This is a genomic window from Chryseobacterium sp. RU33C, from assembly GCF_900156015.1.
Classification (GTDB): domain Bacteria; phylum Bacteroidota; class Bacteroidia; order Flavobacteriales; family Weeksellaceae; genus Chryseobacterium; species Chryseobacterium candidae.
Genome location: NZ_FTMT01000002.1, coordinates 191,981 through 218,227, shown reverse-complemented (window position 1 = coordinate 218,227; position 26,247 = coordinate 191,981). Strand labels below are relative to the sequence as shown.

Below are 26,247 nucleotides of genomic sequence, written 5' to 3'. Positions count from 1 at the left end.
CAATGAAAACAAATATAAAATCACCAAAGGTTTACCTTATCGGTGCAGGACCCGGCAACCCTGAACTGATCACCGTAAAAGCAGTAAAAGCAATCGCAGAAGCTGATGTCGTTTTATGTGACCGCCTTGTAAGCCCCGAGATTCTGGAAGCCTACGTTAATAAAAACACAGAAATCATTTATGTAGGAAAAGAATGCAGTAAAAATGCTTCCACCCCTCAATCTCATATCAATACTTTGATGGTGGAATATGCTCTTCAGAATAAAACCATTGTAAGACTCAAAGGGGGAGATGTTTCCATATTCTCGAATATTCTTGATGAGTTACAGGCTTTAAAAGAAAATCATATTCCCTACGAAATTATTCCGGGAATTACAGCGGCGTTAGGAGCAGCTGCATTTGCAGGGATGCCTTTAACGGCAAGAGGGTACTCTACATCCGTTCGTTTTCTGACCTATTATAAATCGGAAATCGTAAGTGAAGAATACTGGAAAGAGCTTGCTTTGACCAATGATACCCTTGTTTTCTACATGTCTAAAGGAAATCTTACTCCTCTTGTCGAAAAGCTTATACAGCTAGGGATTTCAAGTGATAAAAAAATTGCAGTCATTGAACAGGCTACAACACCTTATCAAAAGGTATACACTTCATCATTTGATGATTTTAATGAAAAATTCGGAGACAAAAACTTTGCTTCACCTTCATTGGTTGTTATTGGTAAAATTGTCAACCTTCACGAAGAGTTTTCATGGCTGGAAAATGCCGAGCAGGAAGGCCTTTACTTCAAATCAGTGGAAAACGGAAGCTTAATCCCAACAACTCAAAATTTCTTTGAATATGCTGTCTGAAACTAAATTAAATGTATTAAAACAAATCTCCGGAGACCTTTCCCGAGATGAAGCTATATGGGCAAGCGGATATCTGGCAGGTATTGCCGGAGTGTCAGCACTCACAGCCGTTTTACCACCACAGCAAACGAATACTATTGCACAGAATGCTGTAAAGAAAATAACACTCGCTTACGGAACAGAAACCGGAAACAGCAAAAAACTGGCTACCACACTGGCAGGTATCGTTAAGAAAAAAGGACTTCAGGTGAAACTGGCTGACCTTTCCCAATACAAGCCCAAAGATCTGGCAAAAGAAGAGTTCTTTTTCGTAGTCATCAGCACTCAGGGAGAAGGTGAACCACCAGCCCTTGCCAAAAAGTTCTACGATTATATTTATGAAAATGAAATTAATCTTAGCGGACTTAAATATGGAGTACTCGCCTTGGGAGACAGCAGCTATCCCCAGTTCTGCAAAACAGGAGAAGATGTAGATTCACGTTTTGAAATATTGGGTGCTCAGCGTATCATTCCATTAAAGAAATGTGATATCGATTACGAGCAGGAAGCTTCTCACTGGATAGAACATGTATTTGAAACGGTTCATAAAAATGCTGGTCAAAGTCCAAAAATCATCACGACACCTAAGGTTTCTAGCGGAAGAAAGAAATATCAGGGAAAAGTTTCAGCCATCATCAATCTCAATGATATTACGTCTGCAAAAGAAACCTATCATATAGAAATTGAAACAGAAGAAGCACTTAGTTATCAGCCTGGTGCCTCTCTGGGAGTAATCCCTTTCAATTCTAAAGAAATAGTGGACGAAATTATTACGCTGACAGGAATTGATCCTCAGAAACAGATAGAAACATCTAAGGTTACAGCTTCAGTTGAAGAATTGTTACATAAAAATCTTAACATCAGCTATTTGCTTAAATCTGTAGTGGCTCAATATGCAAAAATAACGGGACACTCCATTCCGGAAGTCAGATTAAGCCTTCTTGATCTGCTTAGGATTTATCCGGTGAAAAATGCCGATGAGTTTGAAGAAATCTTACAGATATTAACCGCTCAGGCACCACGTCTTTACTCAGTCTCTTCTTCTCCGGAAGCTCATGGTGACACAGAAATTCATATTACGGTTGCCAAATCTGAGTTCTTTATTGACCATCGGAAACATAACGGATTATGCAGTGGTTTTCTGAGTGAATTCAAAGAAGGAGAAGAATTGGAATTTTATATTCAGGAGGCTGGACATTTCAAACTGCCGGAAGCGGATAAAGATATCATTATGATTGGCCCGGGAACAGGTATTGCACCTTTCAGATCATTCCTTTGGGAACGTGATGCTACAGGCGCAGGAGGAAGAAACTGGTTGTTTTTCGGGGACAGAAATTTTGTTTCGGATTTTCTTTATCAGGCTGAGCTTCAGGATTTTATTAAAACAGGCAGCTTAACACATTTAGATCTTGCTTTTTCCAGAGATACCCATGAAAAAGTGTACGTTCAGCACAGGTTGGAACAAAAAGCTCAGGAAGTATTTTATTGGCTGGAAGGCGGAGCATCCGTATACATATGCGGAGCCAAAGAACCCATGGCTTATGATGTGGAACAAACCCTACTCACGATTATTCAGAATGAAGGAAAACGCAGCAAAGAAGAGGCTGTTAACTATCTGGAAGAAATGGAGCTGAGTGGCAGATATGCTAAAGATGTGTATTAAAAGAAGTACTCAAAAAATTAAAGGAAACAAGTTATGAACAACGATAAAGAAAACCTTTCACCGGTAGAAAGGATTAAGACCAACAGCAACGGGCTCAGAGGAACTTTAAAAGAAAGCCTTGCTGATCAATTTACCGGAGCCATAAGGGAAGATGACCAGACGCTGATCAAATTTCATGGAATGTACCAACAGGACGACAGAGACCGCAGGGAAGAGCGTGTCTCTAAAAAACTGGAATGGCTGTATTCTTACATGATCAGGCTTAGGCTTCCCGGTGGTTTTTTAACTCCGCAACAATGGGTAGGATTGAATGAAACCGCTGAAGATCATTCCACAGGAACTATAAAAGTAACCACAAGACAAACCATTCAGCTGCATGGAATATTAAAGTCTCATTTAAGACCTACTATTCAGAGCTTCAATCTTCAGCATCTGGATTCGATTGCGGCTTGTGGAGATGTCAACAGAAATGTAACCTGTACAGCGAATCCTTCGGAATCTCCTTTACAGCAGGAAGCTTACGAACTGGCAGGAAAAATCAGTGAAATGTGCCTTCCTAAAACGAAATCTTATTATGACATCTGGATTGATGATGAACTTCTGGTAGACCGTAAAGCAGAGGAAGATCCTCTGTATCAGGACAGATATCTTCCTAGAAAACTGAAAATAGGAATTGCTGTTCCGCCCAATAATGATGTGGATGTATTCATCAATGATATTGCCTTAATTGCGATTATCGAAAATGATAAAATTGTAGGGTACAATATCGCTGCCGGAGGAGGATTAGGAGCAACTCACGGAAATGAAGCTACCTACGCACGTCTTGCATCCATCCTTGGATTTGTAGATACCGAAGAAAAAGTATTGAAAGCTGTCTATGAAATCATCACAGTACAAAGGGATTTTGGAAACAGAAGCGACCGAAAATTATCAAGATTAAAATACACAATTGATAAATTGGGTATCGACCAGTATAGGGCTGAAGTAGAAAAAAGAACAGGCTTCAGCTTTGAACCTGCCAGAGAATTTAATTTTACACAAAGAAAAGACCGCTACGGCTGGATTCAGAATCATGAAGGAAAATGGTTTTATACTGTATTTGTAGAGCACGGAAGAATCCTTAATACAGCAGAATATCCTTTAAAATCAGGTTTGTTAAAAATCGCACAGACGGGTAAAGCCAATTTCCGTTTTACCTGTAACCAGAATCTTATCCTGGCTGACATTGATGAAAAAGATAAGCCCGAAATTGAAAACATTTTAGAAGAACACGGAATTTCTGAATATACCAGCGGAGCAAGCGCCTTACGTAAAAACTCTGTTGCGTGTGTTGCCCTGAATACCTGTTCACTGGCTTTGGCTGAAGCTCAGCGTTATCTGCCTTCTCTGGTCACGAAAATAGAACCTATTCTTGAAAAATATGGTCTGTTGGAAGAAGATATTACCATCCGTATGACCGGCTGTCCTAATGGCTGCGGAAGATCCCCAAATGCTGAAATCGGATTTGTTGGGACAGCTTATGGGAAATATAACCTTCACATCGGAGGAGACCGATTAGGAATGCGACTGAACACAAAATTTAAAGAAAATATTAATGAAGAAGAAATTCTTACCACTCTGGATGAACTTTTCGGAATATATGTACAGAAAAGACTTGCAGAAGAAACATTTGGCGATTTTTCATACCGTTACTTACACACTTTAAATTAATTATATGGCTACTTTTCATTATGATCTGAAAAAAAACAAAAAAACTCAACCTCTTCATTCAGGGAGACGAATGTGTATGTGTTGTTGATTCTTAAATAACAATACAATCTAAGCTGTTTGAAGTTTTTTTAAATTATTATGAAACTTTACCGGACTGTCATTGCGAACCGAAGGTGAAGCAACCTCAGCAATAATATTAATGGCTTAAACCACCCCGTCAAAAATTCTTTGAATTTTCACCACCCCTCCAAAGGAGGAATTCTAAGCCCTTCAATGATAATATTATACAGCATATAAGACTTTCATCATAGAAGTAAAAATTCAGACAGCTTCATTCTCAACCTAAAAAATGAAGAAAAAATGAAAAACAAAAAGCAGGGAAATTTTCTACCTAAAGCAGGCATTATCGCATTTACATTTCTATTTTTTAACCTGGCGGAAGCACAGCAGCAACTCATAGAGCTTAGCGGAAGCATCAAAAATACAGGTACACACAAAGGTCTCGATTCTGTAAAAGTACAGATCGAAAACACGCAGGATACCGCATTAACGGATCAGGCAGGTAACTTTAAGCTCAGAACAAGAGTTACCATTCCGTTCCGGGTGATAATTCAGAAAGATGGATTCACAGGTCAAACCGTTGAAATACTTTCACCTTCCAATAAAATAACAGTAGGACTTAACCCTCAGAATACCATTATTGATGACGTAGTGATCTCAGCATCCAGAGTTCCGGAAAAGATATTAAGATCACCTATAGCCATTGAAAAAATTGATATCAAAACCATCAGGGAAAGTCCGGCAGCCTCATTCTATGAGACATTGGAAAATGTAAAGGGGTTACAGCTTTTAACCTCAAGTCTTACTTTAAAGATTCCTAATTCGAGAGGTTTCAATTCGCCTAATAATTTCAGGTTTATGCAGCTGGTGGACGGGGTAGATGTACAGTCGGCAACGTTGGGTGTACCATTGGGAAATGCAATAGGACCTACGGAACTGGATATCCAGTCGATGGAAGTCACTCCGGGAGCGGCTTCAGCGTTGTACGGAATGAATGCCATCAACGGACTGGCAAGCTTACAGACCAAAGATCCGTTTACGTCTGAAGGAATAAGTGTTTATTTCCGTGGCGGAGTGAATCATGTAGACAATGTGAACCATAAAATAAGTTCTCTGGGAGAAAGTGCCATCCGTTTTGCAAAAGTGATTAATAAAAACTTTGCCGTTAAGGTGAATGCTTCCTATTTCAGCGGAACAGATTGGATTTCCAATAATCAGACCGACCAGAATCCGGCATCATTAGTCACTGCCAATCCCAATTTTGCACTCGCCAATAATCCGGCAGAAGACCTTTGGAATAAATACGGTGATGAAAGAAATAATCGTGTAGCCGTAAAAGTGGATTACAATGGGAAACCTACTACATTCAACGTTTCGAGGACAGGATATCTGGAGAAAGATCTGGTGAGTCCTGATGTGAAAAATATCAAGTTTGATGCAGGATTATATTACCGTTTCGGAGATCAGTGGAGAACTTCTTACGTGTACCGCTATGGCTTACTGGATGGAACTTTCCAGAGAGGAAATAAAATCCGTTTGCAAAATGCCACGGTTCAGAACCATAAAGTAGAATTGACAGGAAAAGAACTGACCTTCAGAGCTTATGTATCCATAGAAAATACAGGAGATTCTTATAACCTGAAACCTTTGGCAGATAATCTTGATCTGACGAACCTTTCCAATACCAACTGGAAAAATATATTTCAGACCGCACTTCAGAACAATTTAAATGGAGGAGCCAATCTTAACGATGCATTTATCCTGGCTCGTCAGCAAGCAGATAAAAACAGAGTTGTACCGGGAACGGCAGCCTTTGAGCAATTAAAAAATACCATCATCAGAATTAATAACTGGGATTCAGCCAATGGAGGAGTAGCAGGAGCTCCGGCAACAGGAGGAGCAAAACTTGAACAGAAATCCCGTTTTTATCAGGGGGAACTTACCTACGATTTCAGCAGGTTTGTGAAGATTTTCAACCTTCTTGCTGGTGTAGACTACCGTTTGTACAGCATTACTCCGGATGGAAATAATTTTGTTGATTTCAATCGTCCGGTCAATGAAAGAAATATCCCTTTAGCCAACGGCACCTTCGGGAAAGATGTTATTTATCAGAAATATGGAGCTTTTGCACAGATTACCAGACTTTTCTTTGATGATAAATTAAAAATCAATGCCGCTTTACGGATCGACAGAAACCCGGAATTTGAAGCTAAACTGAATCCAAGAATAAGTGTGGTCTATTCTCCTGTAAAGCAGCATAACTTCAGAGCTTCTTTTCAAAACGGATATCGTTTTCCTTCGTTATTTGAAGCACTTTCATTCGTCAACAACGGAAATGTAAGAAGAGTGGGAGGTCTTTCAAAAGTAAATGACGGATTAGGTTATCTGGAAAATTCCTATACGCTGGCTTCCATTGATAAATTCACCTCAGCAGTAAATGCAGATGTAGATGCAGGAAAAACACAGTTTCAGGCGGCTCAGGATAATAAACAGCTTTTAACCGTAGCCAATCTGCAGAAGTTACAGCCGGAAAAGATCAATTCATTTGAAGTAGGGTATAAGTCTACTTTTTTCAATAATAAACTGGTGCTGGACTGGGATTTCTATTACAATATTTATGAAGGATTCCTTGGTCAGGTAGAAGTGGCAGTTCCAAAAAACAGTCAGGTAGGAAGCAATACCGCTGTTCTTGCGATGCTCGACAGAAGCAAGCAGGACAGATATAGGGTTTATACGAACAGCAACAGTACCTACAAAAGCTATGGAACATCTTTAGGGATTCGTTATAATATTACAGGAAATTATAATATCAATACCAATGTTTCCTATAATGATCTTGCTTCCAGCAATACTTCAGATCTTTTTATCACCGCTTTCAACACCTCGAAATGGATGGTGAATGTAAGTGTAGGAAACAGAGAGATTGTTAAAAATATAGGATTTACCCTTGTAGCAAGATGGCAGAGTGGCTTTATGTGGGAAAGTCCTTTGGCATCGGGAGAAATCCCTGCCTATTACACCATTGATGCTCAGGCAACATGGAAACTACCTGAAATTCATGCGAATATTAAGATTGGAGCTACCAATTTACTGAACCGTCGTTATTTTCAGTATGCCGCAGGTCCTGAAATCGGAGGACTGTATTATCTCGCTTTTACTTATGACTTAAAACTGTAATCAGGATGAGCAATTCTTTATATCCCATATTTTTAAAACTTGAAAACCTTTCACTGCTGATCATTGGCGGTGGTAAGGTTGCCCTTGAAAAACTGGAATCTGTTTTGGGTAATTCACCGGAAACTTCTATCAAACTGGTAGCGAAAGAGATTATCCCTGAGGTCAGAACCTTGCAAAATCAGTTTTCCAATATAACCCTTCACGAAAGAGCCTATGATGATGATGATTTTAATGATACAGATATTGCCATTATTGCGGTAAATGATATTGAGCTGGCTGGGGAAATCAGAGAAAAAGCCCAGAAAAAAAGTATATTGGTGAATGTTGCCGATAAACCTGATCTTTGTGACTTTTATTTAGGATCCATTGTTAAAAAAGGAAGCCTTAAAATAGCCATTTCTACCAATGGAAAATCTCCAACCATCGCTAAAAGATTAAGAGAAACCTTTACCGAAGTGATTCCTGACGAGATGGATAATGTGTTGGACAATATGCAGCATATCCGCAATCAGCTCACCGGAGATTTCAATTATAAGGTGAAAGAACTCAACAAAATTACTACAGAATACCTGTCTGATAGAAAGGTTTCTTCAAAACCTGATATGGAAATTGAAAAGCTGATCAATATTACCAAAACAGCCCAGAGAAAAGCTAATATTTATCTTGCCATTATTGGAGTTTTACTTCTTTTGGGGTTATTTGGACTTTTGGTGTACCAATTTGATCTTGCAGATGATATTCAGTATTTTCTGAATAAGGACGGCCATATCTTTTACTGGATGCTGTTTGCCGGTTTTATGGCAGAAATTGTCGCCGGATCCATGGGAATGGGATATGGTGTAATCTGTACCACAATTCTTTTATTGCTGAATGTTCCGCCACCTGTGGTAAGTGCAAGCATTCATTCTGCAGAGTCTTTTACTACTGCCGCCGGAAGCTTCAGTCATTACAAACTGGGAAATGTCAATAAGAAAATGGTCTGGGTGCTGTTCCCGCTGGCTATTGTAGGCTCTGTAATAGGTGCTTTAACACTTTCTCATTACGGTGAACATTATGCTCATATTGTAAAACCTGTTATTGCCTGCTACACCTTGTATCTTGGTATTAATATTTTCAGAAACGCATTCAAAGATAAAAAGTCAGGACAGGGTAAATCCAAAAGAAGAACCAATCTCAGAGTATTGGGACTGGCGGGTGGTTTTATAGATTCTTTTGCAGGTGGCGGATGGGGACCATTGGTAACCGGCACACTGATCAAAGAGGGAAGAATTCCCAGATATGTAGTGGGAAGTTCTACTGTTGCCAAGTTTTTATTGACGGTAACCAGTGCCATTACATTCATCTTCACAATAGGAATTCATCACTGGAATATTGTGTTGGGACTTTTATTGGGTGGTGTTTTTACTGCTCCGTTTTCTGCAATGCTTACGGCAAAACTTCCAACAAAGAAAATGTTTGTTGTGGTAGGAATAGTAGTGATCCTGATGAGCCTTATTACGATAACAAAATCAATTTTATCATAATAAACCGATTATAATCAAGCTTCGTAAAAAACGTGTTTTTTTTAACGCAAAGATTTTAATGTTTTACTTTATTTTGAGGCATCTGGGGTAGATATTAATGATGCCATGTATTGACACTATCATTACTCATTTTTAGTAAAAATCTGAAACCATTAAAACTTTGCGTTTTTTTATTTTTTTTAAACCATATATAAATACATTATATCATTGCCCGTTTTTATTTTTCAAGCTCGCGGACGACTACTTTTGCCATTTCTTTGGAGCTGAAAGGATTTTGTCCTGTTATTAATTGTCCGTCAACCACAACATTGGAAGTCATTGGAATAAAAGCTTTTTTATAATGTACACCCCTTTCTTTAAGGGCCGCTTCAAGATTAAATGGGACTTCATTTTTCCTTCTTGCCAAAGTTTCTTCAAACCAGTCAAATCCGGTGATATTTTTACCTTTAATCATATACTCTCCATTGGAAAGTTTTACATTCAGCAATCCGCCGACTCCATGGCAGATCGCAGCGGCTATTTTATTATTTTCGTACTGTTCTCTGAGCATAGTCTGTAAAGTAGTATTATCAGGGAAATCATACATCGTTCCATGTCCACCCGCCAGATAAATGCAGTCGAAAGATTCATTCTTTACCTCATTAAGACTTTTTGTATACGTTAATTCGTTTATAAAATCCGGATTTTCGTAATGCCTTTTTGAAATTTCATCCAGTACAAGAGGTTTCAGACTTTCAGGATCAATGGGAGTATTTCCGCCTTTGGGAGAAGCTATGGTAATCTGCCATCCTTTCTCCTTTGCTGCATGGTAAATATGGGTAAGCTCACTCAGCCATAATCCTGTTTTAAAGTTACCGCTGGCATACTGATCTACATTCGTTACGATTATCAATATTTTTTTCATCATCATACTATTAATTAAAAGATTTTCTGAATTCTAACGGTGAAACAGTGGTTTGATTTTTAAATAAACGGTGAAAAGACTGTGGGTGTTCAAATCCTAAATTATAGGCAATTTCAGAAACAGATAAAGTGGTTGTAGAAAGCAGTTCTTTAGCCTTTTCAATCACTCTGTTCTGAATATGCTGCTGTGTTGTCTGTCCTGTGTGAACTCTTAGCATATCACTCAGATAATTGGGACTGATATTCATTTGAGCTGCCACAAATTGTACAGTAGGAATCCCATCGATCAGCAGTTTTTCATTTTTAAAATAATCATCCAGTATATTCTCGAGCCGGGTCAAAAGATCGTGATTCACTTTTTTCCGGGTTAAAAACTGACGGTTGTAAAATCTGTCACAGTATTTTAACAGTAAATCAGTATTGGAAACCAGCAGATCCTGGGTGAAACCATCCATATTGGCTTCTATCTCCTTGCTGATGTTATCAAGGATGTCCGTTACCGATTTTTCTTCTTTTTCCGAAAGATACAAAGCTTCGTTAGCAGAATACGAAAAATAACCATATTCCTTTATTACAGAGGCTAATGGATATCCCTGCAAAAAATCAGGATGAATAACCAGCACACTTCCTCTTACCTCGGAAAGCAGAATGTCTTCAAACTGCAACACCTGATGGGGAGCAATAAAATACATGATTCCATCTTCAAAATCATAATAATGCTGGCCGTATTTACATTTTCCTGCACAATCTTTTTTAATGGAAACCACATAAAAATCCGTGGTTACAGCACTCAAAATAGTTTGCGGATCTACATTCACTTCATTAAAATCAAATACGCTGATCAAAGGATTGGAAGGTCTTTTCAGCTTCAGGTAATTGTGGAGTGCTGTGATGGAAGTTATTTTTTCGGGTGTTTTCATTTTATTTCTTTTTTATACCATATAGTAAGTATTTTATTCTGAACACAGACTGAAAGTCTGCAAACGAAGTTCTGGAATGTAGTGAAGAATCTCATATCGGCCTCCATGTTTTGCCATTCGGTTATGGTAATGGTGTTTCTAAGATACTTATTTTAACAGGATTATTTTGCAGATTGCTGTTCTTTTTTGATCTGCTCAATTCCTTTTCTGTAAGTAGTTACATTAAATTCCGGGAATCTCTTTCTGAATTTTGAATCATCAAACAGGTTATCATATTGATATCTGGGAATCAGCTCCTGCAATTCTTTTGCATTTTTATTGAATAAGGATCCAATTGAAAAGGCTAGCTTTGGAATAACTGAATATTTAAATTCTTTCCCATAAATCTCTGAAGCCAGCGCAATAAATTCCTTATAAGTTAATGGATTATCTACCGGTAAATGCCATGTCTGCCCATAAGCCTCAGGAGTATTTCCGATTAAAGCAGTGGCGCGGCTTGCATCGGGAGTCCAGATCAGGCTGCGAAGTTTATCATCTCTTAAAGGAACTTTTAGCTTTTTGTTTTCTTTAATAGCATTGAAAATAAGGCTATCCGTAATACTCTGAGTTTTTCCCGGTCCATAAAATTCAGGAGCCCTGCAGATGACAGCTTTTATTTTTTCTGCCTTCATCTCTTTTAAAAGCATATCTGCCATCTTTTTTCTTACCATTCCTTTTCGTCCTACAGGAGCAAACACCGTTTGTTCCGTTAAAACTTCATTATTTTGAGGATACATATACGTGTTGTCAAAGAATACCAGCTTAGTACCGTTGATTTTGCAGGCATCAATAACATTTTTCATGATGGTCAAAAACTGTTTTTCCCATAAACCGGTATCCATAGGAAGTCCAAGGGTGAAGTAAGCAATCTCACTTCCTTTAACGGCTTCTATGGCTTTTTCTCTGTCTGATAAATCTGCTGAGAAAACAGTATCCGTATCATTTACTTTTTTAGCATTTCTGCTGACAATACGAATATTTGATGTATAATTCCTTTTCAGCTCTCTTGCAAGTTCTTCTCCAATCTGTCCATTGGCTCCTAATATAGTTTGCATCATTTTTTATTTTGAAGGTTATCTATTTTACTGAAAATAAACTCAATACTTTCAGCTGCTTTTATTTCTGATACAAAATTCGGGCATAACTCTAAAAACAAAGTAACTTAATCAATGGAAGTTGTAACATAATCTCAGATCATGAAAAAAGCCAGGAAAGTAAAGGTAAAAGCATTCGAATAATCCATATTATTTTACTTCCTTTATTTCCCCAGCTGTCCAAACTTTTTGCTTTTTATCATTTCCTGTCCAAAGCCAGGTAGTTATCATCAATTCTGCTGATCAGAATATAGAACAAACCTGCATAGATCATCTGAATACCCATTGCTTCCCAGTTTTCAACGGTACTGCTTCCAAAAAGTAACAAAATAATCAGAGAAGCTCCGGCAATGGCGGCAATAAGGGTTTTAAAACCCATTATCAACAGAAGACCGATTGTAAATTCGAGAAAGGGGAGAACAACACCAAAAAGATGAACCAATGGCTGTGGAAGCCAGCTTGTTTCAAAACCTTTCATCATTCCTGATGCAAAATCCTGTAGTTTTACGAGACGGGCCAATCCGTGTCCCAAAAAGTTGATTCCCATCGATACACGAAGGAAAAAATAGGCTGTTTTTGTAGTATTCATAGTGGTATTTTTAGGATGGAAGCCGGAAGAAGGAAGGTATAGATCTGTTGTGATTCACTTTTACTGTGTTTTTCAATCATTCTCTAATTTGCTTTTACAGACTTCAATAACTTCCTTCTTCCAGCCTCCCGCTTCCTTACTTATTAAACTTTTCTTCGCTGTTGTCAACCGGAGTATCTGGATCATTCATCACCATTTTAGCGATGTCATCTTTTCTCATAAAAACGACTCCCTGTTTTTGTTGGGTATACTGAATAAATTCCTCCATGGCATTTACCATTGCAGGTGTTCCGCCTATTCTGTCATGAAAACTTATGCTCATCATTCTTCTCTTTGAAGCTCCTTCTTCATACAGACGGTCAAATTCAAATTTCAGCTGGGCCAAAAACTGATCGGGACTCCAGTGTTTGCCTTCAATATTGACAATATCATTGTTGCGAAGCGTATAAGGAATGACTACAAAGTTCTTTCCTTTTACTTTGGTAATGAAAGGTTCATCATGGCTTAAATCATCAATATGATACAGAAAACCAAGATCCTGTAATACTTTAAGGGTATTCGGGCTTCTTCTCAGCCAGTTAGCGTTATAGCCAACAGCTTTCTGTCCTGTGATCTTTTCCACAACATCTACACCTTTCTTTACGAAATTCAGTTCGTCAGCATAATTTTTATTCCACTGGTTATCCCAGGTAAAACCATGAGCTGCAATTTCATGGCCTCCGTTTGCAATAGCTTTAACAACTTCAGGATACTTTTCAGCAGCAGTTCCTACCACATGAGAAGTAACTTTAATGTCATATTTTTTCCATAAATCCAGCATCCGGTAAATGCCTTCATTTCCTCCGTAACGGTACCAGCTTTCTGCAGGAAGATCCGGCTGTCCTTTTGGTAACGGTGTTCCACTAAAAGGGCTTTCTGCGCCTTCCGACTGTCCGCCGGTTTCAAACTGCATAGAAATGGAAATAACCAATTGAGCTCCATTCGGCCAGTATTTTTTTGCCAGAGTCTGTTTTTCATGCTGTTGCTTTTTTTCTGTTGTGTCCCTATCATGATGATCAGAAAAGGACATCAGAACAATTGTGGATGCAAGCAGCAATACTGATTGTTTTATATGTTTCATTTTGAATGTATTGATAAGACAAAATTCATCAATAATCCATCAGTATATATTGTAAAAATTAATGGTAAATTTGTAAAAATCCATTCTGCTATGAAACGAATCGTTAATTTCAACTCTTTTAATGTTTTCAGCATTGAAAAGGAAAGCTGGGACGTTGAATATCACAATCATAATTTTTATGAACTGATCATTATAGAAAGTGGAAAAGGATTTCATCATCTCAACAACATTACTTTTTCTTATAAAAAGGGAGATGTTTTTCTTCTCAGACCAAGTGATGGCCATGAATTTTCAATTAAAAGCAAAACAAAATTTATTTATATAAAATTTACAGAACAGTATATCTGGGAAAACCTGCTGTCTACTAAGAAAAATGAACTTCAGAAAGTTGTACAGCTCCTCATGGAAGATCATTCTTTTGTGTATGAATCGGTGATTAAAAGTAAAACAGACAGGACCCATCTGTTACAACTTGCCAGGATTCTTCTGTATGAGTTCAGTCACAAAAATACCTATAACAAAGAGATTACTACTGACCTCTTTTGCAGTATTATTACTATTCTTATCCGAAATACAATACAAAATGCTACAACAAATAGCTGGATCACACAAAATGTGAGCAGAATTGAGAAAATCCTGTATTATATCAATGTAAATGCTTTGGATAATGATAAAATGAAAATTGAAAATCTGGCCAGAGAATTTATGCTTTCCCCGAACTATATTAGCATTCACATCAAAAAACAGACTGGATTTTCCATACAACAGCATATTATGCAGCATAAAATAAAAACTGCTGAAAAGCTTTTACTGCAAAGCCATTATAACATCAGTGAAATTGCAGACAGGCTGGGTTTCAATGATGCCAGCCACTTCAATAAAATATTCAAAGCATACAAGCAAACGTCACCTTCTGAGTTTAAAAAGAAAGGTTCATCTTATTGATCATCGGGTTTATTTATTTTTCAAACCTTTAAGCTTATGAAAACGAGTGCCGGGATTTTGCTGTTTAAAAAAGAAAAATACAGTCTGTATTACTTTCTGGTTCATCCCGGCGGTCCTTTCTGGCGAAATAAAGATCTTGGGGCATGGTCTATTCCTAAAGGAGAGTTTCTTCCTGATGAAGATCCGTTGGAGCATGCATTAAAGGAATTTAAGGAAGAAACGGGTAAAACAATAGAAGGAAAATTCATCGGATTATCACCTGTTCAACAAAAAGGCGGAAAAACCGTTTATGCCTGGGCTTTAGAAAGAGATATTGAGACTTCTGACCTTTACAGCAATACCTTTTCATTAGAATGGCCACCCAAATCGGGTAAGATAATAGAAGTTCCGGAAGTGGATCAATGGGAATGGTTTTCTTCAGAAGAAGCACAAAAACGGATCAATACTGCACAGAAAGATTTTATAACAGAACTTGAAAATATATTAGAAAATCAATAACATTTAAAAAAAAACTTTATCAGCTCTGATAAGTGGTTTTCATTATATAATATTTTACCATTTTATCCCAATCGCTTTTAAAGCACTGGATGTTAAAAAGATATCATCAAAAACAGTCAGTGATTCTACATCATTGAATCCTGTAGGAAGGAGGTCATTTTTATTAAAAGACAATTCAATAGAAGAGTCGTATGAAGCAATGATTCTTACTTTGGAATATCCATTATAATCTACCTTAAAGCCTTCAAACATACAATTCTGTTCAGCCTTCTGGTATTCAGCATATTCTTCAAAACCTGCAACGTCCGTTCTTTTCCCATCATTATGGTCAAGAGATTTCCATGCCGTATAATTTTTAGGTTCTTTCAGGATATTTCCTTTACGGTCTACAGGGACAAACATTCCAAGAGTCAAACGCTTCTTTAAGAAATTGGCATAATTATTCATCAGATTCAAAATCTGAAGATCGGCATATCCTTCATGTGAATAATACTCCAGCACGAAAGTTGTCATCGGAATCAGCTTGAGAGAAGCATCAGTCGGCATAATTAATCTTTACTTTTTTGGGCGATAAAAATAGTATTTTTATTTTCGCTACCCAATGAAAACAGATGAATAGGATGGAATTTATACCCATTCTGAATAACAACAACTTTAGGACAAACCCTCAATTTTCATTATTTTTGAAGGAATAACCATAGAAGTCATTATAAACCTATCTGCAAAAGATATTAAAGCTTTTACGGATACCAATTACAATATGTTGAATAAGATACTACTGGCAGCCGGCATGATTCAGTGCTGCTTTTACAATACCATGGCACAAAACCCCGGCCAACGACCTGTTTATACTTCTGAATGGGGACATCTTTTTCGTGAAAGTGGAAAAAATAAAGATCTTTTAGGAATATTTTCTACTGAAGCTCCGGTTTACGTTCTGGATTCTACCCAAACGCAATATAAAGTACAGGTAAGCAACGGTGATATTGGTTTTATTGACCGCCAGCCATTACAAAAAAGCATGCATGGGAAAAAATCAGCGGGTGAGCCACTACAATATTTCTATAGAGGAAAAGAGGGATATCAATGTCCGCATTTTTATATACAGGTATCTGAACTGCGTGTACGAAAAGGCCCTACTACAGAAAGCATCCCGATAAGAAGAGCAGCTCTAAATGAACTTGTCTGTATAGATTATGTTCCTTTATATGAGGATGGCTGGATCTATATTGGTGACCATTTTCATGAAAATCCTGAATATATTCAAATGAAATATCTGGGTAATGAACTTACCTACGACAAAATTCTGAAAGATTATCTTGCAGTGAAAGGTAAAAATAAGGAAAAAGAACTGGCTCAGGTGGGAAGGTTGCGTGAAATTGCATGGCTTGAAGATAAAAACCTTAAACAGGCATTGCTTTACTGGAAAGAATCTTATTCAGGGATAGAAAATACAAAAATAGATATTGATTTTGAACTTCTTCTGGCAGATCAATTTTCAAAAAAAACAGGAACAGAAGCTTATGAGAAAAAGCTAAAAGACCTGAATATGCATTTCTTATGGAAGAATTCTGAACTTTTTAATGGAAAAATCACAGAGACACAGATGAAAAAGCTGGAGATGCAGAAGGTTAAAGACATTCCGGATACCCCTGAATGCGGCTGGGAACCTCAATATTTTTACAGAACATCTGATATGATTGTAGCCTTTGAAGAATATAAAGGAAAAGTTTCCGGAAGTATTTACAAAATGTCCTTCAAAAACGGTGAAGCTGTAGTTCTGGGAAATGAACATATGGACTCCAACTATAATGAAAAGGATTTTGTTAACCATTTTGGTGATCTGCTTTCAACACGCTGGATTTCTTCTCCACACGAATATCATATTCAGAATGGAGATGCAGGGATTTTTATTTTTACTTTTAAAGATGGGAAACTTTTCAGCTATGAATGCATGTTTTATTGTTAGAAAATTTTTATCATTTTGATCAATAGGAGCGGGCTTTAGTCCGCTTGTTTGTTATTTCCATATTAAAGGCTTCAACCAAAACTTTACAACTATTAAGTTTTGGCTGAAGCCATAGGATTTTATGCATATTATTAAAACGGGCTAAAGCCCGTTCCTATTGAATATAATAACTCCTTAGATATTTTATTGCTTATCTTTTTTCCTTTTTAATCAATTGTTAACGATAATCTTTCAAATGAATTTATATATCAATGGAGGCGGGTTTTAACCCACTTAATGTATTATTTGCTATAAAAAGGGCTTTAGCCCAAACTTGAAATATTTTCCAACATCGGTGATTAAATTTTAAAGCCCTACCTTTACTTCACCAAACAAAATAGTATAATATGTCATTCATAACACCGGAAGGAGCCAGGAAGGCTCAGCTATCCCTATCTGAAAGAGCACCCGTTGCTCATGCTGTTCTCTCAGGTGAAGAGAACATTTCGAAATACAACAGTGGAGTATGTCATGATGTGGTAGCCTATGCATTGTATATGCGTGGCGCCAGGATAAGCCCTACCCAGCTTGCAGAATCGGCAGGACAGAAATGGTTAACCTTATTCAATTATCCGGCAGGAAAAAAATGGGATGGATATACACCCATTCCGGCAGGAAAAGCCATTGGTTTTTACAGACTTATTGATAAGACATTCTTTCATTCAGCTGTTACCACGGGAAACGGAAACGAAATCAGATCTGTTAACGGATTTTCATTAGGATCTGCATGGGCAGTACCTGTAGATATGAAATGGGTATTGGGTAAAAAGAATTCTGACGGAACCTTCAATTATGATGGAACCAAAATAGAAGTCTATATTTCTTCTTTATAAAAGAATTTCTATTTCCATAAAAAAGGCAGATCAGCATATTCGCTTTTCTGCCTTTTTACTTTTAAAGATCAGCACATTTAGGGCATATCCCGCTGATAATAAAATTATATTCCTGTGCAATAAAATGTTCCGGCAAACTGATTTCCGGAATAGCATTTTCAATACACGTAACGGAATGACATTCCTTACAGTTAAAATGAACATGATTGTGAAAATGTTGTTCATGGGTACATTTCCCACTGCATTTTGCAAAATTCACCACACCGTCAATATTGACGATCTTATGTATAGCACCTTCGTTTTCAAGCCTTTCCAGAACTCTGTAAATGGTTACTCTATTGCACAGATCTCCCAGTTTCTTCTGAATATCAGAGTGGGTAAGGGCTACCTCTGAACCATTAATCAGGTTTAAAATTTCAGTTTTGGCGTGAGTATTTCTGACTTGTTTCATTTTTAATGCAACAAAGTTGCGGTATTTAAATTTTTATCTTTACTTTTGCAACAAAGTTACGATAAGAAAATTAATCCATACTATTATGAAATCAAAAATTCTTGATGCTGTAGGAATCTCCGCTGCTGTTTTATGCCTGATTCATTGTATCGTCTTTCCATTATTACTGATTGTCCCCTTGGGAATATCACATAACCCTTATATTGATCTGGTTTTCCTTTTCATTGGAGCTGTTGTAGTTTTCAGAATAACGAAGAAAATAGAAAAGCAATGGCTGAAGTTTCTATTCTGGGTATCACTGGCTCTTATTTTTATTTCTATACTGGCAGATTTTCTGTTTGAAGTACATCTTCCTCTGATCTATATGGGAGCTGCCGGTTTGATTACAGGCCATCTTATCAATTTTAAAAATCATAAACATTAAAATCATGACTAGGAAACTTCCTGTAACGGTACTCAGCGGCTTTCTGGGAGCTGGAAAGACAACATTACTGAATCATATTCTTCACAATAAACAAGGCTTAAAAGTAGCAGTCATAGTGAATGATATGAGCGAAATTAATATTGATGCAAGGCTTGTTGAAAACCAAAATACCCTTTCCAGAACAGAAGAAAAATTAGTAGAAATGAGTAACGGATGCATCTGCTGTACACTTCGTGAAGATCTTATGGTAGAAGTAGAACGTTTGGCGAATGAAAACCGTTTTGATTATCTCCTTATCGAAAGTACGGGAATCAGTGAACCGATTCCTGTTGCCCAAACATTCACTTATATTGATGAAGAGAGTGGAATAGATCTGTCCCGTTTCAGTTATGTGGATACAATGGTGACAGTGGTTGATTGTTTCAATTTCATGAATGATTTTGGCTCTAATGAAATGTTGCTGGATCGTGATCTTACTGATATGGAAGGCGATTACAGAACGATTGTCAATCTTCTGACCGACCAGATTGAATTTGCCAACGTGATTATATTAAACAAAACAGATCTTATAAATACTGAAACCCTTGGCTTTTTAACAGCAGCTATAAAGAAACTGAATCCGGAGGCTGTTCTTCTCCATTCAGAATTTGGAAAAATTGATCCTCAAAAGATTTTAAATACAAAGCTTTTTGATTTCGAAAAAGCACAGTCATCTGCAGGCTGGCAAAAAGAATTACAATCCGATCATCACACCCCGGAAACTGAAGAGTATGGGATAAGCTCATTGGTTTTCAGAGATAAAAAGCCTTTCCATCCTATGAGACTTTGGGAATACCTGAATCATCATTATCCTGAAGGAGCCATCAGAGCTAAAGGTTTGTTCTGGCTGGCCTCAAGACCTGATGATGCTTTAAATTTTTCCCAGGCAGGAGGTTCTTTCAGACTGGAAAAAGCAGGAGTTTGGTGGAGTAGTATGCCTATGAATCACAGGGTGCAGTATTCTTCATTTGTAGATAACCAAAAATTTATAGAAAGCAGATGGGATAAAAACTGGGGCGACAGAATCAATGAACTGGTTTTTATCGGACAGAATCTGGATAAAGATCAAATGTTATCAGACCTTCAACATTGTCTTATTAATGAAAGGGAAAATGAACTATTTGACAAAAAACAAAGTTTTGAAGATCCGTTTCCAAAGAACATTTAAAATTAACTTTCAATTAATACGACAATGTTACGATAAAAATTTAAATACGATAACTTTCAGCACTATTTCAAAAACAATATGGACAGAAGAAAATTTCTAAAAGGATCTGCACTGCTTTCAGGGTTATTGACCTTATCACCATCTGATCTCTGGAGCTTCGGGAAGAATACCGAACTTCGCCATAAAGGAAAAGCGAAGAATATCATCTTTATGGTAAGTGATGGGATGAGCCTCGGAACACTTTCAATGGCAGATCTGTACTCACGGAATATTTTAGGAAAGGGTAGTAACTGGCTTAATCTGTATCATGACCAAAAAGTAACCCGTGCTTTGATGGACACCGCTTCAGCAAGTTCTATTGTTACAGATTCAGCAGCGGCAAGTTCTGCTTTTGGAGGCGGAATAAGAGTTAAAAACGGGACGTTGAATATGGGAGCTAACGGAGAGAAACACCTTCCCATATGGCAGCAATATAAAAAAGCAGGAAAGAAAGCCGGCTGTGTAACTACGGTAACCATTACTCATGCTACTCCCGCAGGATTCTGTATAAATTCTTCCCAAAGAAATGCTGAACCTCAAATTGCAGAAATGTATGCAGAGCTGGAATTCGATGTGCTGTTAGGAGGTGGAGACGAATTTTTCAACCCTGCAAAAAGAGACGATAAAAAAGACCTCTATTCTGTTTACAGCAAAAAAGGATACCGGATTCTGAAAACACAAAATGATCTGAAAGAAATCAAAAAAGGAGAGAAATTATTAGGCATTTTCAGTACAGGAGCATTACCATATAGTATTGACAGAGCGAATCTTCAGGAGTATAAAAATACGCCAACTCTTGCTGAAATGGCCCACACAGCCATCAATCAGATGAAAGACCATCCCGAAGGTTTTGTCCTTCAGGTAGAAGCCGGAAAAGTAGACTGGTCTGCCCATGCCAATGATGTGGCAGCACTCATCCATGATCAGCTGGCATTTGATGAAGCAGTAAAAACAGTTATGGATTTTGCTGAAAAAGACGGAAATACTTTAGTCATCATCACTACAGACCATGGAAATGCCAATCCGGGAACGATTTACGGAACAGATGCAACCAAGAATTTTAACAGCATTTCAGATTACCAATACACCAATGAATATATTCTGAACAAGATTCACAAAGACTATTCGGTAAAAGACATTAAAGACTGGATCTATGAGAGCAACAGGATTACTCTGAATGACGATGAAGCCAGGCATATGTTAAGCTTCTACAATGGTCTTGAAAAAGAAGAAGGACTTTATAATTATAAGAAACTGCCTTTTAAATTATATTCAGAAATTCAAAAAAGCAGGAATTCTGTAGGATGGATCAGCATGGATCATTCCGGAGATTATGTGGAGGTAGCTGCGTATGGTCCAGGAAACGAACTTTTACAGCCGTTTATTAAAAATACAGACCTTCACGATCTGATGCTGAAGGCCTGTCTGGTATAGACATTCATATTTTTTCATATTTAATTATTTGGGAGATACGAGGCGGATTGATTGTGTCCGCCTTGTTTTTTTGTGTAAACGGGTTTAAATTTTCCCCATTACAAACATATTTTCCATAGTAGGAACACTACTTCCACCAGCTTTTTCAAGTGTAATGGCAAAAGCCTGTGCATTAGGAATACTAGCCAAAGCAGTCCTGCTGTCTTTATCTTCAGTGTACATTCCTGCATTTACCGGTTTTCCATCCTCTATTGCCCAAAGCTGATACTGCATTCCTTCTGGGGCTTTAGGAAGTTTTTCCGCATTCAGATAAACTTCTTTTGTCTTTTTATCCCAGAAAACCATTGCTTTGGCCTCAGCATGTTTTTCTACCCCTTTCAGCATAACCATCTGCATATCTGGATTGGAAAACATATCAATCTTCCGGTTCATTTTTTCCATAGCCTGATCCTGCTGCTTTTTATCTGCTATCATTAAAGCCATTTCTTTTTGATTGGCAGATTGAGTATTCATCCAGAATAGATTTCCTCCAACACTTACCAGGAATAATACTGATGCCGCTATAGCATATGTTTTCCAGGGCGTATTTTTCTGATACTCCTTTATGTCTGTATTATTTTCTGTCCGTCCTTTTACTTCAGGGAGATCTGCAGGAAGGGAAGGAGACACTTCTTCAACAGTCTGTTCCTGCTGAATTTTATTCCAGATCTTTGATTTCAAATCACTTGGAGGTGTTACAGCCTGAGCTGTCGCCAGATCTTCCAACGTTTTTTGTGCTTCTTCAAAAGCTGTTTTTACTTCAGCATTATTCTTCATCACACACTCCAAAATCCCTGCTTCTTCAGGAGAAGCATGGCCTAGAATATAAGATTCTATAATTCCGGATGATATGTATTCTTTAGTGTTCAATTTATTGATAATCTTTTAGCAAATCTTTTAATTTCATCAGTGCATTTCTCATTTTTGTTTTTACCGTTCCCAGCGGTATCTTCAGTTTCTCGGATATTTCGTTTTGGGTATATCCCTGATAATAAGCAAGGTCTATAAGCTCCTGCTTGTCTGCCTCCAGACCTTCAAGCACATTATTAAATCCAATATAATCGGAAGAATTATTAGTGGTTGAAAGCTCTGCAGTATTATATACGAAATCCGGAAGTGATTGGTTTTTAAGTTCATTTTGGAAAGCTTTCGATTTTAAATAATCGATGGCGGTATTCCGTGCTATATTAATCATCCAAGTGTAAAATCTGCCTTTGGAAGTATCATACTGATGGATAGAGTTCCATATTTTAACAAAAACATCCTGAATAACTTCTTCAGTGTATTCTTTAGACTGAACGATTCGAAGAATAATCCCATACAGCGCACCGGAATAGTGGTCATATAGATAATGAAAACCATTTTCGTTTTTTTCTTTTAGTAAAACGATAAGTTGCTCTTCAGAATAGGTTGTTTTAATAGCTTTTATTTTTCTATCCAAATGTAATAAAATAAAATAAATTCCCAACAAAATCTCAGTAAACTTTTATTTCGTAAATGATTTTAAGAAAATAATTAAAAAAAATCAATATGAAAACGTTCGTTTCAAAAACAATACTTGCTTTTTGCCTTGCCTTATGTTTAGAAGGTTATAAAGCACAAAGCACACTTTTCAAAGCTAAAAATCCCTATTATTCTCACACCTCAGAAAATATTCTGAAAGTAAGCAATAGCGAATGGAAAAAGATTTTAAAACCAGAGCTCTATCAGGTTGCAAGAGAAGGTGCCACAGAAACTGCTTTTACAGGGAAATATTATGAATTTGATGAAAAAGGCACTTACTATTGTGCTGTATGTGGAAATTCTCTTTTTATTTCAACCTCTAAGTTTGCCACCACCTGTGGCTGGCCTTCTTTTTATCAGCCCATCCATAAAAACAGCGTGAAGTACAGAAAAGACACCTCTTATCACATGGAGCGTACCGAAGTACGATGTGGAAGATGTGATTCTCACCTTGGTCATGTTTTTGATGATGGTCCGAAACCTACAGGAAAACGTTTCTGCATGAATTCGATCTGTCTTGAATTTGTTTCGGATAAAAAATAAAACACTACAAATCAATGATTTAAAATAAATTTTATTTTTTTTTAAATCTAAAATAAAACCTAACTCGTAAATGACATTAAAAGCACAATTAAATACAATTAATTAAAAAATCAACACAATGAACACACATTCAAAAATCACAGTTTTAGCAATGGTAGCATTATCATTTGCTTTCAGCGGAAAGGTAACTGCACAAACGATGAAAGAAAAAACAGTAATGGTAGGAGGAGCTCCTATGTATCCTTCCAAAAACATTATTGAAAACGCTGTCAACTCCAAGGATCACAAAACCCTTGTAGCTGCGGTAAAAGCTGCCGGCCTGGTAGAAACATTACAAGGTGCAGGACCTTTTACGGTATTGGCTCCCACAGATGCTGCCTTTGCAAAGCTTCCGAAAGGAACAGTAGAAAATCTTGTAAAGCCTGAAAACAAAGAAATGCTTACCTCTATTTTAACTTATCATGTTCTTCCAGGAAGATACAGTGCCAAAGAAATTTGGGCAGCCGTAAAATCAGGAAACGGAAAAAGCATGATGAAAACAGTGCAGGGTGAAGACCTTACATTCTGGACAAAAGGTAAAGATCTTTACATAAAAGATGCAAAAGGAAACAGCGCAAAAGTAACAATTGCCGATGTGAACCAATCTAATGGGGTAATTCATGTAATAGACACGGTATTGATGCCATAATAAATTCTAAGATTTCAAACAGCATATCCATTATGCTGTTTTTCTTCCTCTTATGTGTCCAACACTAAAAATTAATAATATGAAAAAAACAATTCAGGTTTCTAATCAGGGCGCTACCCTTGATACCAGTAGAAGAAACTTTTTAAAATTAGGTGGAGTAGGATTAGCCATCGCAGGTCTTACCATCATTGGATGTAATGATGATGATGACTTCCAGATTATAGAAGAATCCAAGCACGATCTTGGAACAGGAGATGTAGGTGTACTTAATTATGCCTATGCTTTGGAACAGTTGGAAGCAGATTTTTATACGAAAGTGGTCAACAATTTTTATACGGGAATTTCCAGTATTGAAAAAGAGGTTTTTACAGATCTTTATCACCACGAAGTTATTCACCGTGATTTCTTCAAAGTTGCAATCAGCGGTGCCACAGATCATGTGCTTCCTAAACTTGAATTCCAGTATCCGAATGTGAATTTTAATGATCGGAACTCAGTACTAGCAACAGCCAAAGCATTAGAAGATACCGGTGTTGCAGCTTACAATGGAGCAGGGAAATATATTTCCAATCCTGCTTACCTTGTGATTGCCGGTAAGATAGTTTCCGTGGAAGCCAGACATGCCTCTGCCATCCGGAATCTAATTAATCCCGGATCAGCAGATTTTTCAGGAGATGATGTGATAGATGCCAATGGACTTGACCTTGCCAAAGAGCCGAAAGATATTGTAATGGCTGCCGGAGCGTTTATCAAAACACCTTTTACCTGGAAAGAAAGAGGAATCAACTAATCATTCACCTTAAAACTCACATTATGAATATTCTTAGATTACTGGATAAGCTTTCTGATGACAAATTTTTCACTACAGAAGCTTCAAGACTGGAAACCATTACGAATATTTCTTTATTCGGAAAAAAAGCAGCTACAGCAGCAATACCTCTTGGATTGGGGGCGATGATGGCTACTCCTGCCAAAGCAGAAACTACAAAAACTGCATTAACAGGTGCTGCTTTAAAAAGTACCCTTACAGATGCTTTACAACTGGCATTGGTACTGGAATATCTCGAAAATGAATACTACAGCATAGGATTGTCAACCCCCGGACTGATCCCCAATGGAGACAGAACCGTTTTCATGCAGATTTCAAAACATGAATCCGCTCACGTAAGCTTTCTGAAAAGCACACTGACTTCTTTAGGAACAACTCCCGGAAATAAACCTACTTTTGATTTTACAGCCGGCGGAAATTTCATGCCTTTTACAGATTATAACCAATTTCTTATCCTTGCTCAGGCCTTTGAAGATACCGGAGTAAGGGCTTATAAAGGACAGGCCGGAAATGTGATGTCCAACAAAGTGGTACTTCAGGCAGCATTGCAGATTCACTCCGTTGAAGCAAGGCATGCCTCACAGGTAAGAAGAATGAGAGCCAACAAAGGATGGATTGAACTTGCAAACGGAGGAAATATGCCTTCAGCTACCAATCCTGTTTATGCCGGAGAAGACAATACCAATCAGGCTGGTTACAATACAGGCGCTCTTTTTGGTGCAGCAGCAGGTTCTGCAGCTTATGACGAAATCTTAAGTGGCAGCGATGCACAAACTATTGCCTCACTGTTCATAGTTTAGTTGTGATTTGGATGATGATAAGTGGTGAGTCCATTCCCGAATTTTCGGGAATGGACTTTTTCTAAACCACCAATCGTCAGACCTTAAGAAAATACATAATCAATACTTATATTGATCCCGGTTCATCCATTAAGTACCATACTTTACGCATGGTACTTTTTCATTTTCATAATGCGTATTATTTCTTTTAAAATGTAATATTTCTCTCAATTAATCTGAAATAAATATTTATATAGCTTTATTAACACATTTACTGTAATAGAATACAAAATTATTTCGTACTTTGGTTTACATATTAAAATAATATTTTAAATAGATTTA

25 protein-coding genes are annotated in these 26,247 nt (G+C 37.4%); 16 read left to right on the top strand and 9 right to left on the bottom strand.

Translation table 11 applies throughout. The annotated features are described in order from the left end of the window. Positions 1–2 precede the first annotated feature (2 nt). The 5 genes from cobA (at position 3) to BW946_RS02805 (ending at position 9,020) form a co-directional block, all read left to right on the top strand. Complete coding sequence (gene cobA / locus BW946_RS02825; protein ID WP_076594720.1) at positions 3–848, top strand: uroporphyrinogen-III C-methyltransferase; 846 nt, start codon at positions 3–5, stop codon at positions 846–848. Then, complete coding sequence (locus BW946_RS02820; protein ID WP_076594719.1) at positions 838–2,550, top strand: diflavin oxidoreductase; 1,713 nt, start codon at positions 838–840, stop codon at positions 2,548–2,550. The genes cobA and BW946_RS02820 overlap by 11 nt, the downstream gene beginning before the upstream one ends. A gap of 33 nt (positions 2,551–2,583) precedes the next feature. Continuing rightward, positions 2,584–4,260 carry an NADPH-dependent assimilatory sulfite reductase hemoprotein subunit gene (locus BW946_RS02815; RefSeq protein ID WP_076594718.1) on the top strand — a complete coding sequence of 559 codons (1,677 nt, stop codon included), beginning with the start codon at positions 2,584–2,586 and terminating at the stop codon, positions 4,258–4,260. A gap of 360 nt (positions 4,261–4,620) precedes the next feature. After that, positions 4,621–7,497, top strand: coding sequence for a TonB-dependent receptor (locus BW946_RS02810; protein ID WP_076594717.1), 2,877 nt, complete (start codon positions 4,621–4,623; stop codon positions 7,495–7,497). 5 nt (positions 7,498–7,502) lie between these two features. Beyond that, a complete protein-coding gene (locus BW946_RS02805; protein ID WP_076594716.1) occupies positions 7,503–9,020 on the top strand; it encodes a TSUP family transporter in 1,518 nt (505 codons plus the stop codon). A 217-nt stretch (positions 9,021–9,237) separates the two neighbouring features. Here the strand turns inward: BW946_RS02805 and BW946_RS02800 are convergent, their stop codons facing one another. The 5 genes from BW946_RS02800 to BW946_RS02780 all read right to left on the bottom strand — a co-directional run bounded on the left by BW946_RS02800 (position 9,238) and on the right by BW946_RS02780 (position 13,685). After that, on the bottom strand, positions 9,238–9,927 hold the full coding sequence (locus tag BW946_RS02800) for a type 1 glutamine amidotransferase domain-containing protein (RefSeq protein WP_410493436.1): 690 nt from the start codon (positions 9,925–9,927) through the stop codon (positions 9,238–9,240). A 7-nt stretch (positions 9,928–9,934) separates the two neighbouring features. After that, on the bottom strand, positions 9,935–10,843 hold the full coding sequence (locus BW946_RS02795; protein ID WP_076594714.1) for a helix-turn-helix domain-containing protein: 909 nt from the start codon (positions 10,841–10,843) through the stop codon (positions 9,935–9,937). Between the two features lie 161 nt (positions 10,844–11,004). Further along, entirely contained in the window at positions 11,005–11,937 is a 933-nt protein-coding gene (locus BW946_RS02790; RefSeq protein WP_076594713.1) for an NAD-dependent epimerase/dehydratase family protein, read from the bottom strand. 238 nt (positions 11,938–12,175) lie between these two features. Next, complete coding sequence (locus tag BW946_RS02785; RefSeq protein ID WP_076594712.1) at positions 12,176–12,565, bottom strand: DoxX family protein; 390 nt, start codon at positions 12,563–12,565, stop codon at positions 12,176–12,178. A gap of 136 nt (positions 12,566–12,701) precedes the next feature. Continuing rightward, positions 12,702–13,685, bottom strand: a complete 984-nt coding sequence (locus tag BW946_RS02780; RefSeq protein ID WP_076594711.1) for a polysaccharide deacetylase family protein — start codon at positions 13,683–13,685, stop codon at positions 12,702–12,704. Positions 13,686–13,775: 90 nt separating this feature from the next. On the opposite strand from BW946_RS02780, the gene BW946_RS21135 reads away from it, so the two are divergent. Both BW946_RS21135 and BW946_RS02770 read left to right on the top strand, forming a co-directional pair. Next, entirely contained in the window at positions 13,776–14,630 is an 855-nt protein-coding gene (locus BW946_RS21135; RefSeq protein WP_076594710.1) for an AraC family transcriptional regulator, read from the top strand. A 36-nt stretch (positions 14,631–14,666) separates the two neighbouring features. Further along, the gene (locus BW946_RS02770) at positions 14,667–15,128 is read left to right on the top strand and encodes an NUDIX hydrolase (protein WP_076594709.1); all 462 of its coding nucleotides are present in this window, start codon (positions 14,667–14,669) and stop codon (positions 15,126–15,128) included. A gap of 54 nt (positions 15,129–15,182) precedes the next feature. Here the strand turns inward: BW946_RS02770 and BW946_RS02765 are convergent, their stop codons facing one another. Further along, on the bottom strand, positions 15,183–15,674 hold the full coding sequence (locus tag BW946_RS02765) for a hypothetical protein (protein WP_076594708.1): 492 nt from the start codon (positions 15,672–15,674) through the stop codon (positions 15,183–15,185). 214 nt (positions 15,675–15,888) lie between these two features. Here BW946_RS02765 and BW946_RS02760 point away from each other — a divergent pair, with 214 nt between their 5' ends. Both BW946_RS02760 and BW946_RS02755 read left to right on the top strand, forming a co-directional pair. Next, complete coding sequence (locus BW946_RS02760) at positions 15,889–17,097, top strand: SH3 domain-containing protein (protein WP_076594707.1); 1,209 nt, start codon at positions 15,889–15,891, stop codon at positions 17,095–17,097. Between the two features lie 386 nt (positions 17,098–17,483). Then, positions 17,484–17,969 carry a hypothetical protein gene (locus BW946_RS02755; protein WP_076594706.1) on the top strand — a complete coding sequence of 162 codons (486 nt, stop codon included), beginning with the start codon at positions 17,484–17,486 and terminating at the stop codon, positions 17,967–17,969. A 61-nt stretch (positions 17,970–18,030) separates the two neighbouring features. Here BW946_RS02755 and BW946_RS02750 read toward each other — a convergent pair whose 3' ends face one another. Further along, positions 18,031–18,420 (bottom strand): Fur family transcriptional regulator, encoded by a 390-nt coding sequence (locus BW946_RS02750; RefSeq protein ID WP_076594705.1) that lies wholly within the window; start codon positions 18,418–18,420, stop codon positions 18,031–18,033. A gap of 85 nt (positions 18,421–18,505) precedes the next feature. On the opposite strand from BW946_RS02750, the gene BW946_RS02745 reads away from it, so the two are divergent. The 3 genes from BW946_RS02745 to BW946_RS02735 all read left to right on the top strand — a co-directional run bounded on the left by BW946_RS02745 (position 18,506) and on the right by BW946_RS02735 (position 21,524). Continuing rightward, positions 18,506–18,844, top strand: a complete 339-nt coding sequence (locus BW946_RS02745) for a MerC domain-containing protein (protein WP_076594704.1) — start codon at positions 18,506–18,508, stop codon at positions 18,842–18,844. Between the two features lie 4 nt (positions 18,845–18,848). Further along, entirely contained in the window at positions 18,849–20,051 is a 1,203-nt protein-coding gene (locus BW946_RS02740; RefSeq protein WP_076594703.1) for a GTP-binding protein, read from the top strand. Between the two features lie 78 nt (positions 20,052–20,129). Beyond that, on the top strand, positions 20,130–21,524 hold the full coding sequence (locus BW946_RS02735) for an alkaline phosphatase (protein WP_076594702.1): 1,395 nt from the start codon (positions 20,130–20,132) through the stop codon (positions 21,522–21,524). Between the two features lie 84 nt (positions 21,525–21,608). On the opposite strand, the gene BW946_RS02730 is transcribed toward BW946_RS02735, so the two are convergent. Further along, entirely contained in the window at positions 21,609–22,433 is an 825-nt protein-coding gene (locus BW946_RS02730) for an anti-sigma factor (protein WP_076594701.1), read from the bottom strand. A gap of 1 nt (position 22,434) precedes the next feature. Then, a complete protein-coding gene (locus BW946_RS02725; protein ID WP_228402436.1) occupies positions 22,435–23,004 on the bottom strand; it encodes an RNA polymerase sigma factor in 570 nt (189 codons plus the stop codon). An 89-nt stretch (positions 23,005–23,093) separates the two neighbouring features. On the opposite strand from BW946_RS02725, the gene msrB reads away from it, so the two are divergent. The 4 genes from msrB (at position 23,094) to BW946_RS02705 (ending at position 25,926) form a co-directional block, all read left to right on the top strand. Next, positions 23,094–23,609: a peptide-methionine (R)-S-oxide reductase MsrB gene (msrB, locus tag BW946_RS02720; RefSeq protein ID WP_076594700.1), complete on the top strand. Its 516-nt coding sequence runs from the start codon at positions 23,094–23,096 to the stop codon at positions 23,607–23,609. 118 nt (positions 23,610–23,727) lie between these two features. Beyond that, positions 23,728–24,297 carry a fasciclin domain-containing protein gene (locus tag BW946_RS02715; protein ID WP_076594699.1) on the top strand — a complete coding sequence of 190 codons (570 nt, stop codon included), beginning with the start codon at positions 23,728–23,730 and terminating at the stop codon, positions 24,295–24,297. Between the two features lie 79 nt (positions 24,298–24,376). Further along, entirely contained in the window at positions 24,377–25,087 is a 711-nt protein-coding gene (locus BW946_RS02710; protein ID WP_076594698.1) for a ferritin-like domain-containing protein, read from the top strand. Between the two features lie 23 nt (positions 25,088–25,110). Continuing rightward, complete coding sequence (locus BW946_RS02705) at positions 25,111–25,926, top strand: ferritin-like domain-containing protein (protein WP_076594697.1); 816 nt, start codon at positions 25,111–25,113, stop codon at positions 25,924–25,926. The last annotated feature ends 321 nt before the right edge of the window (positions 25,927–26,247 follow it).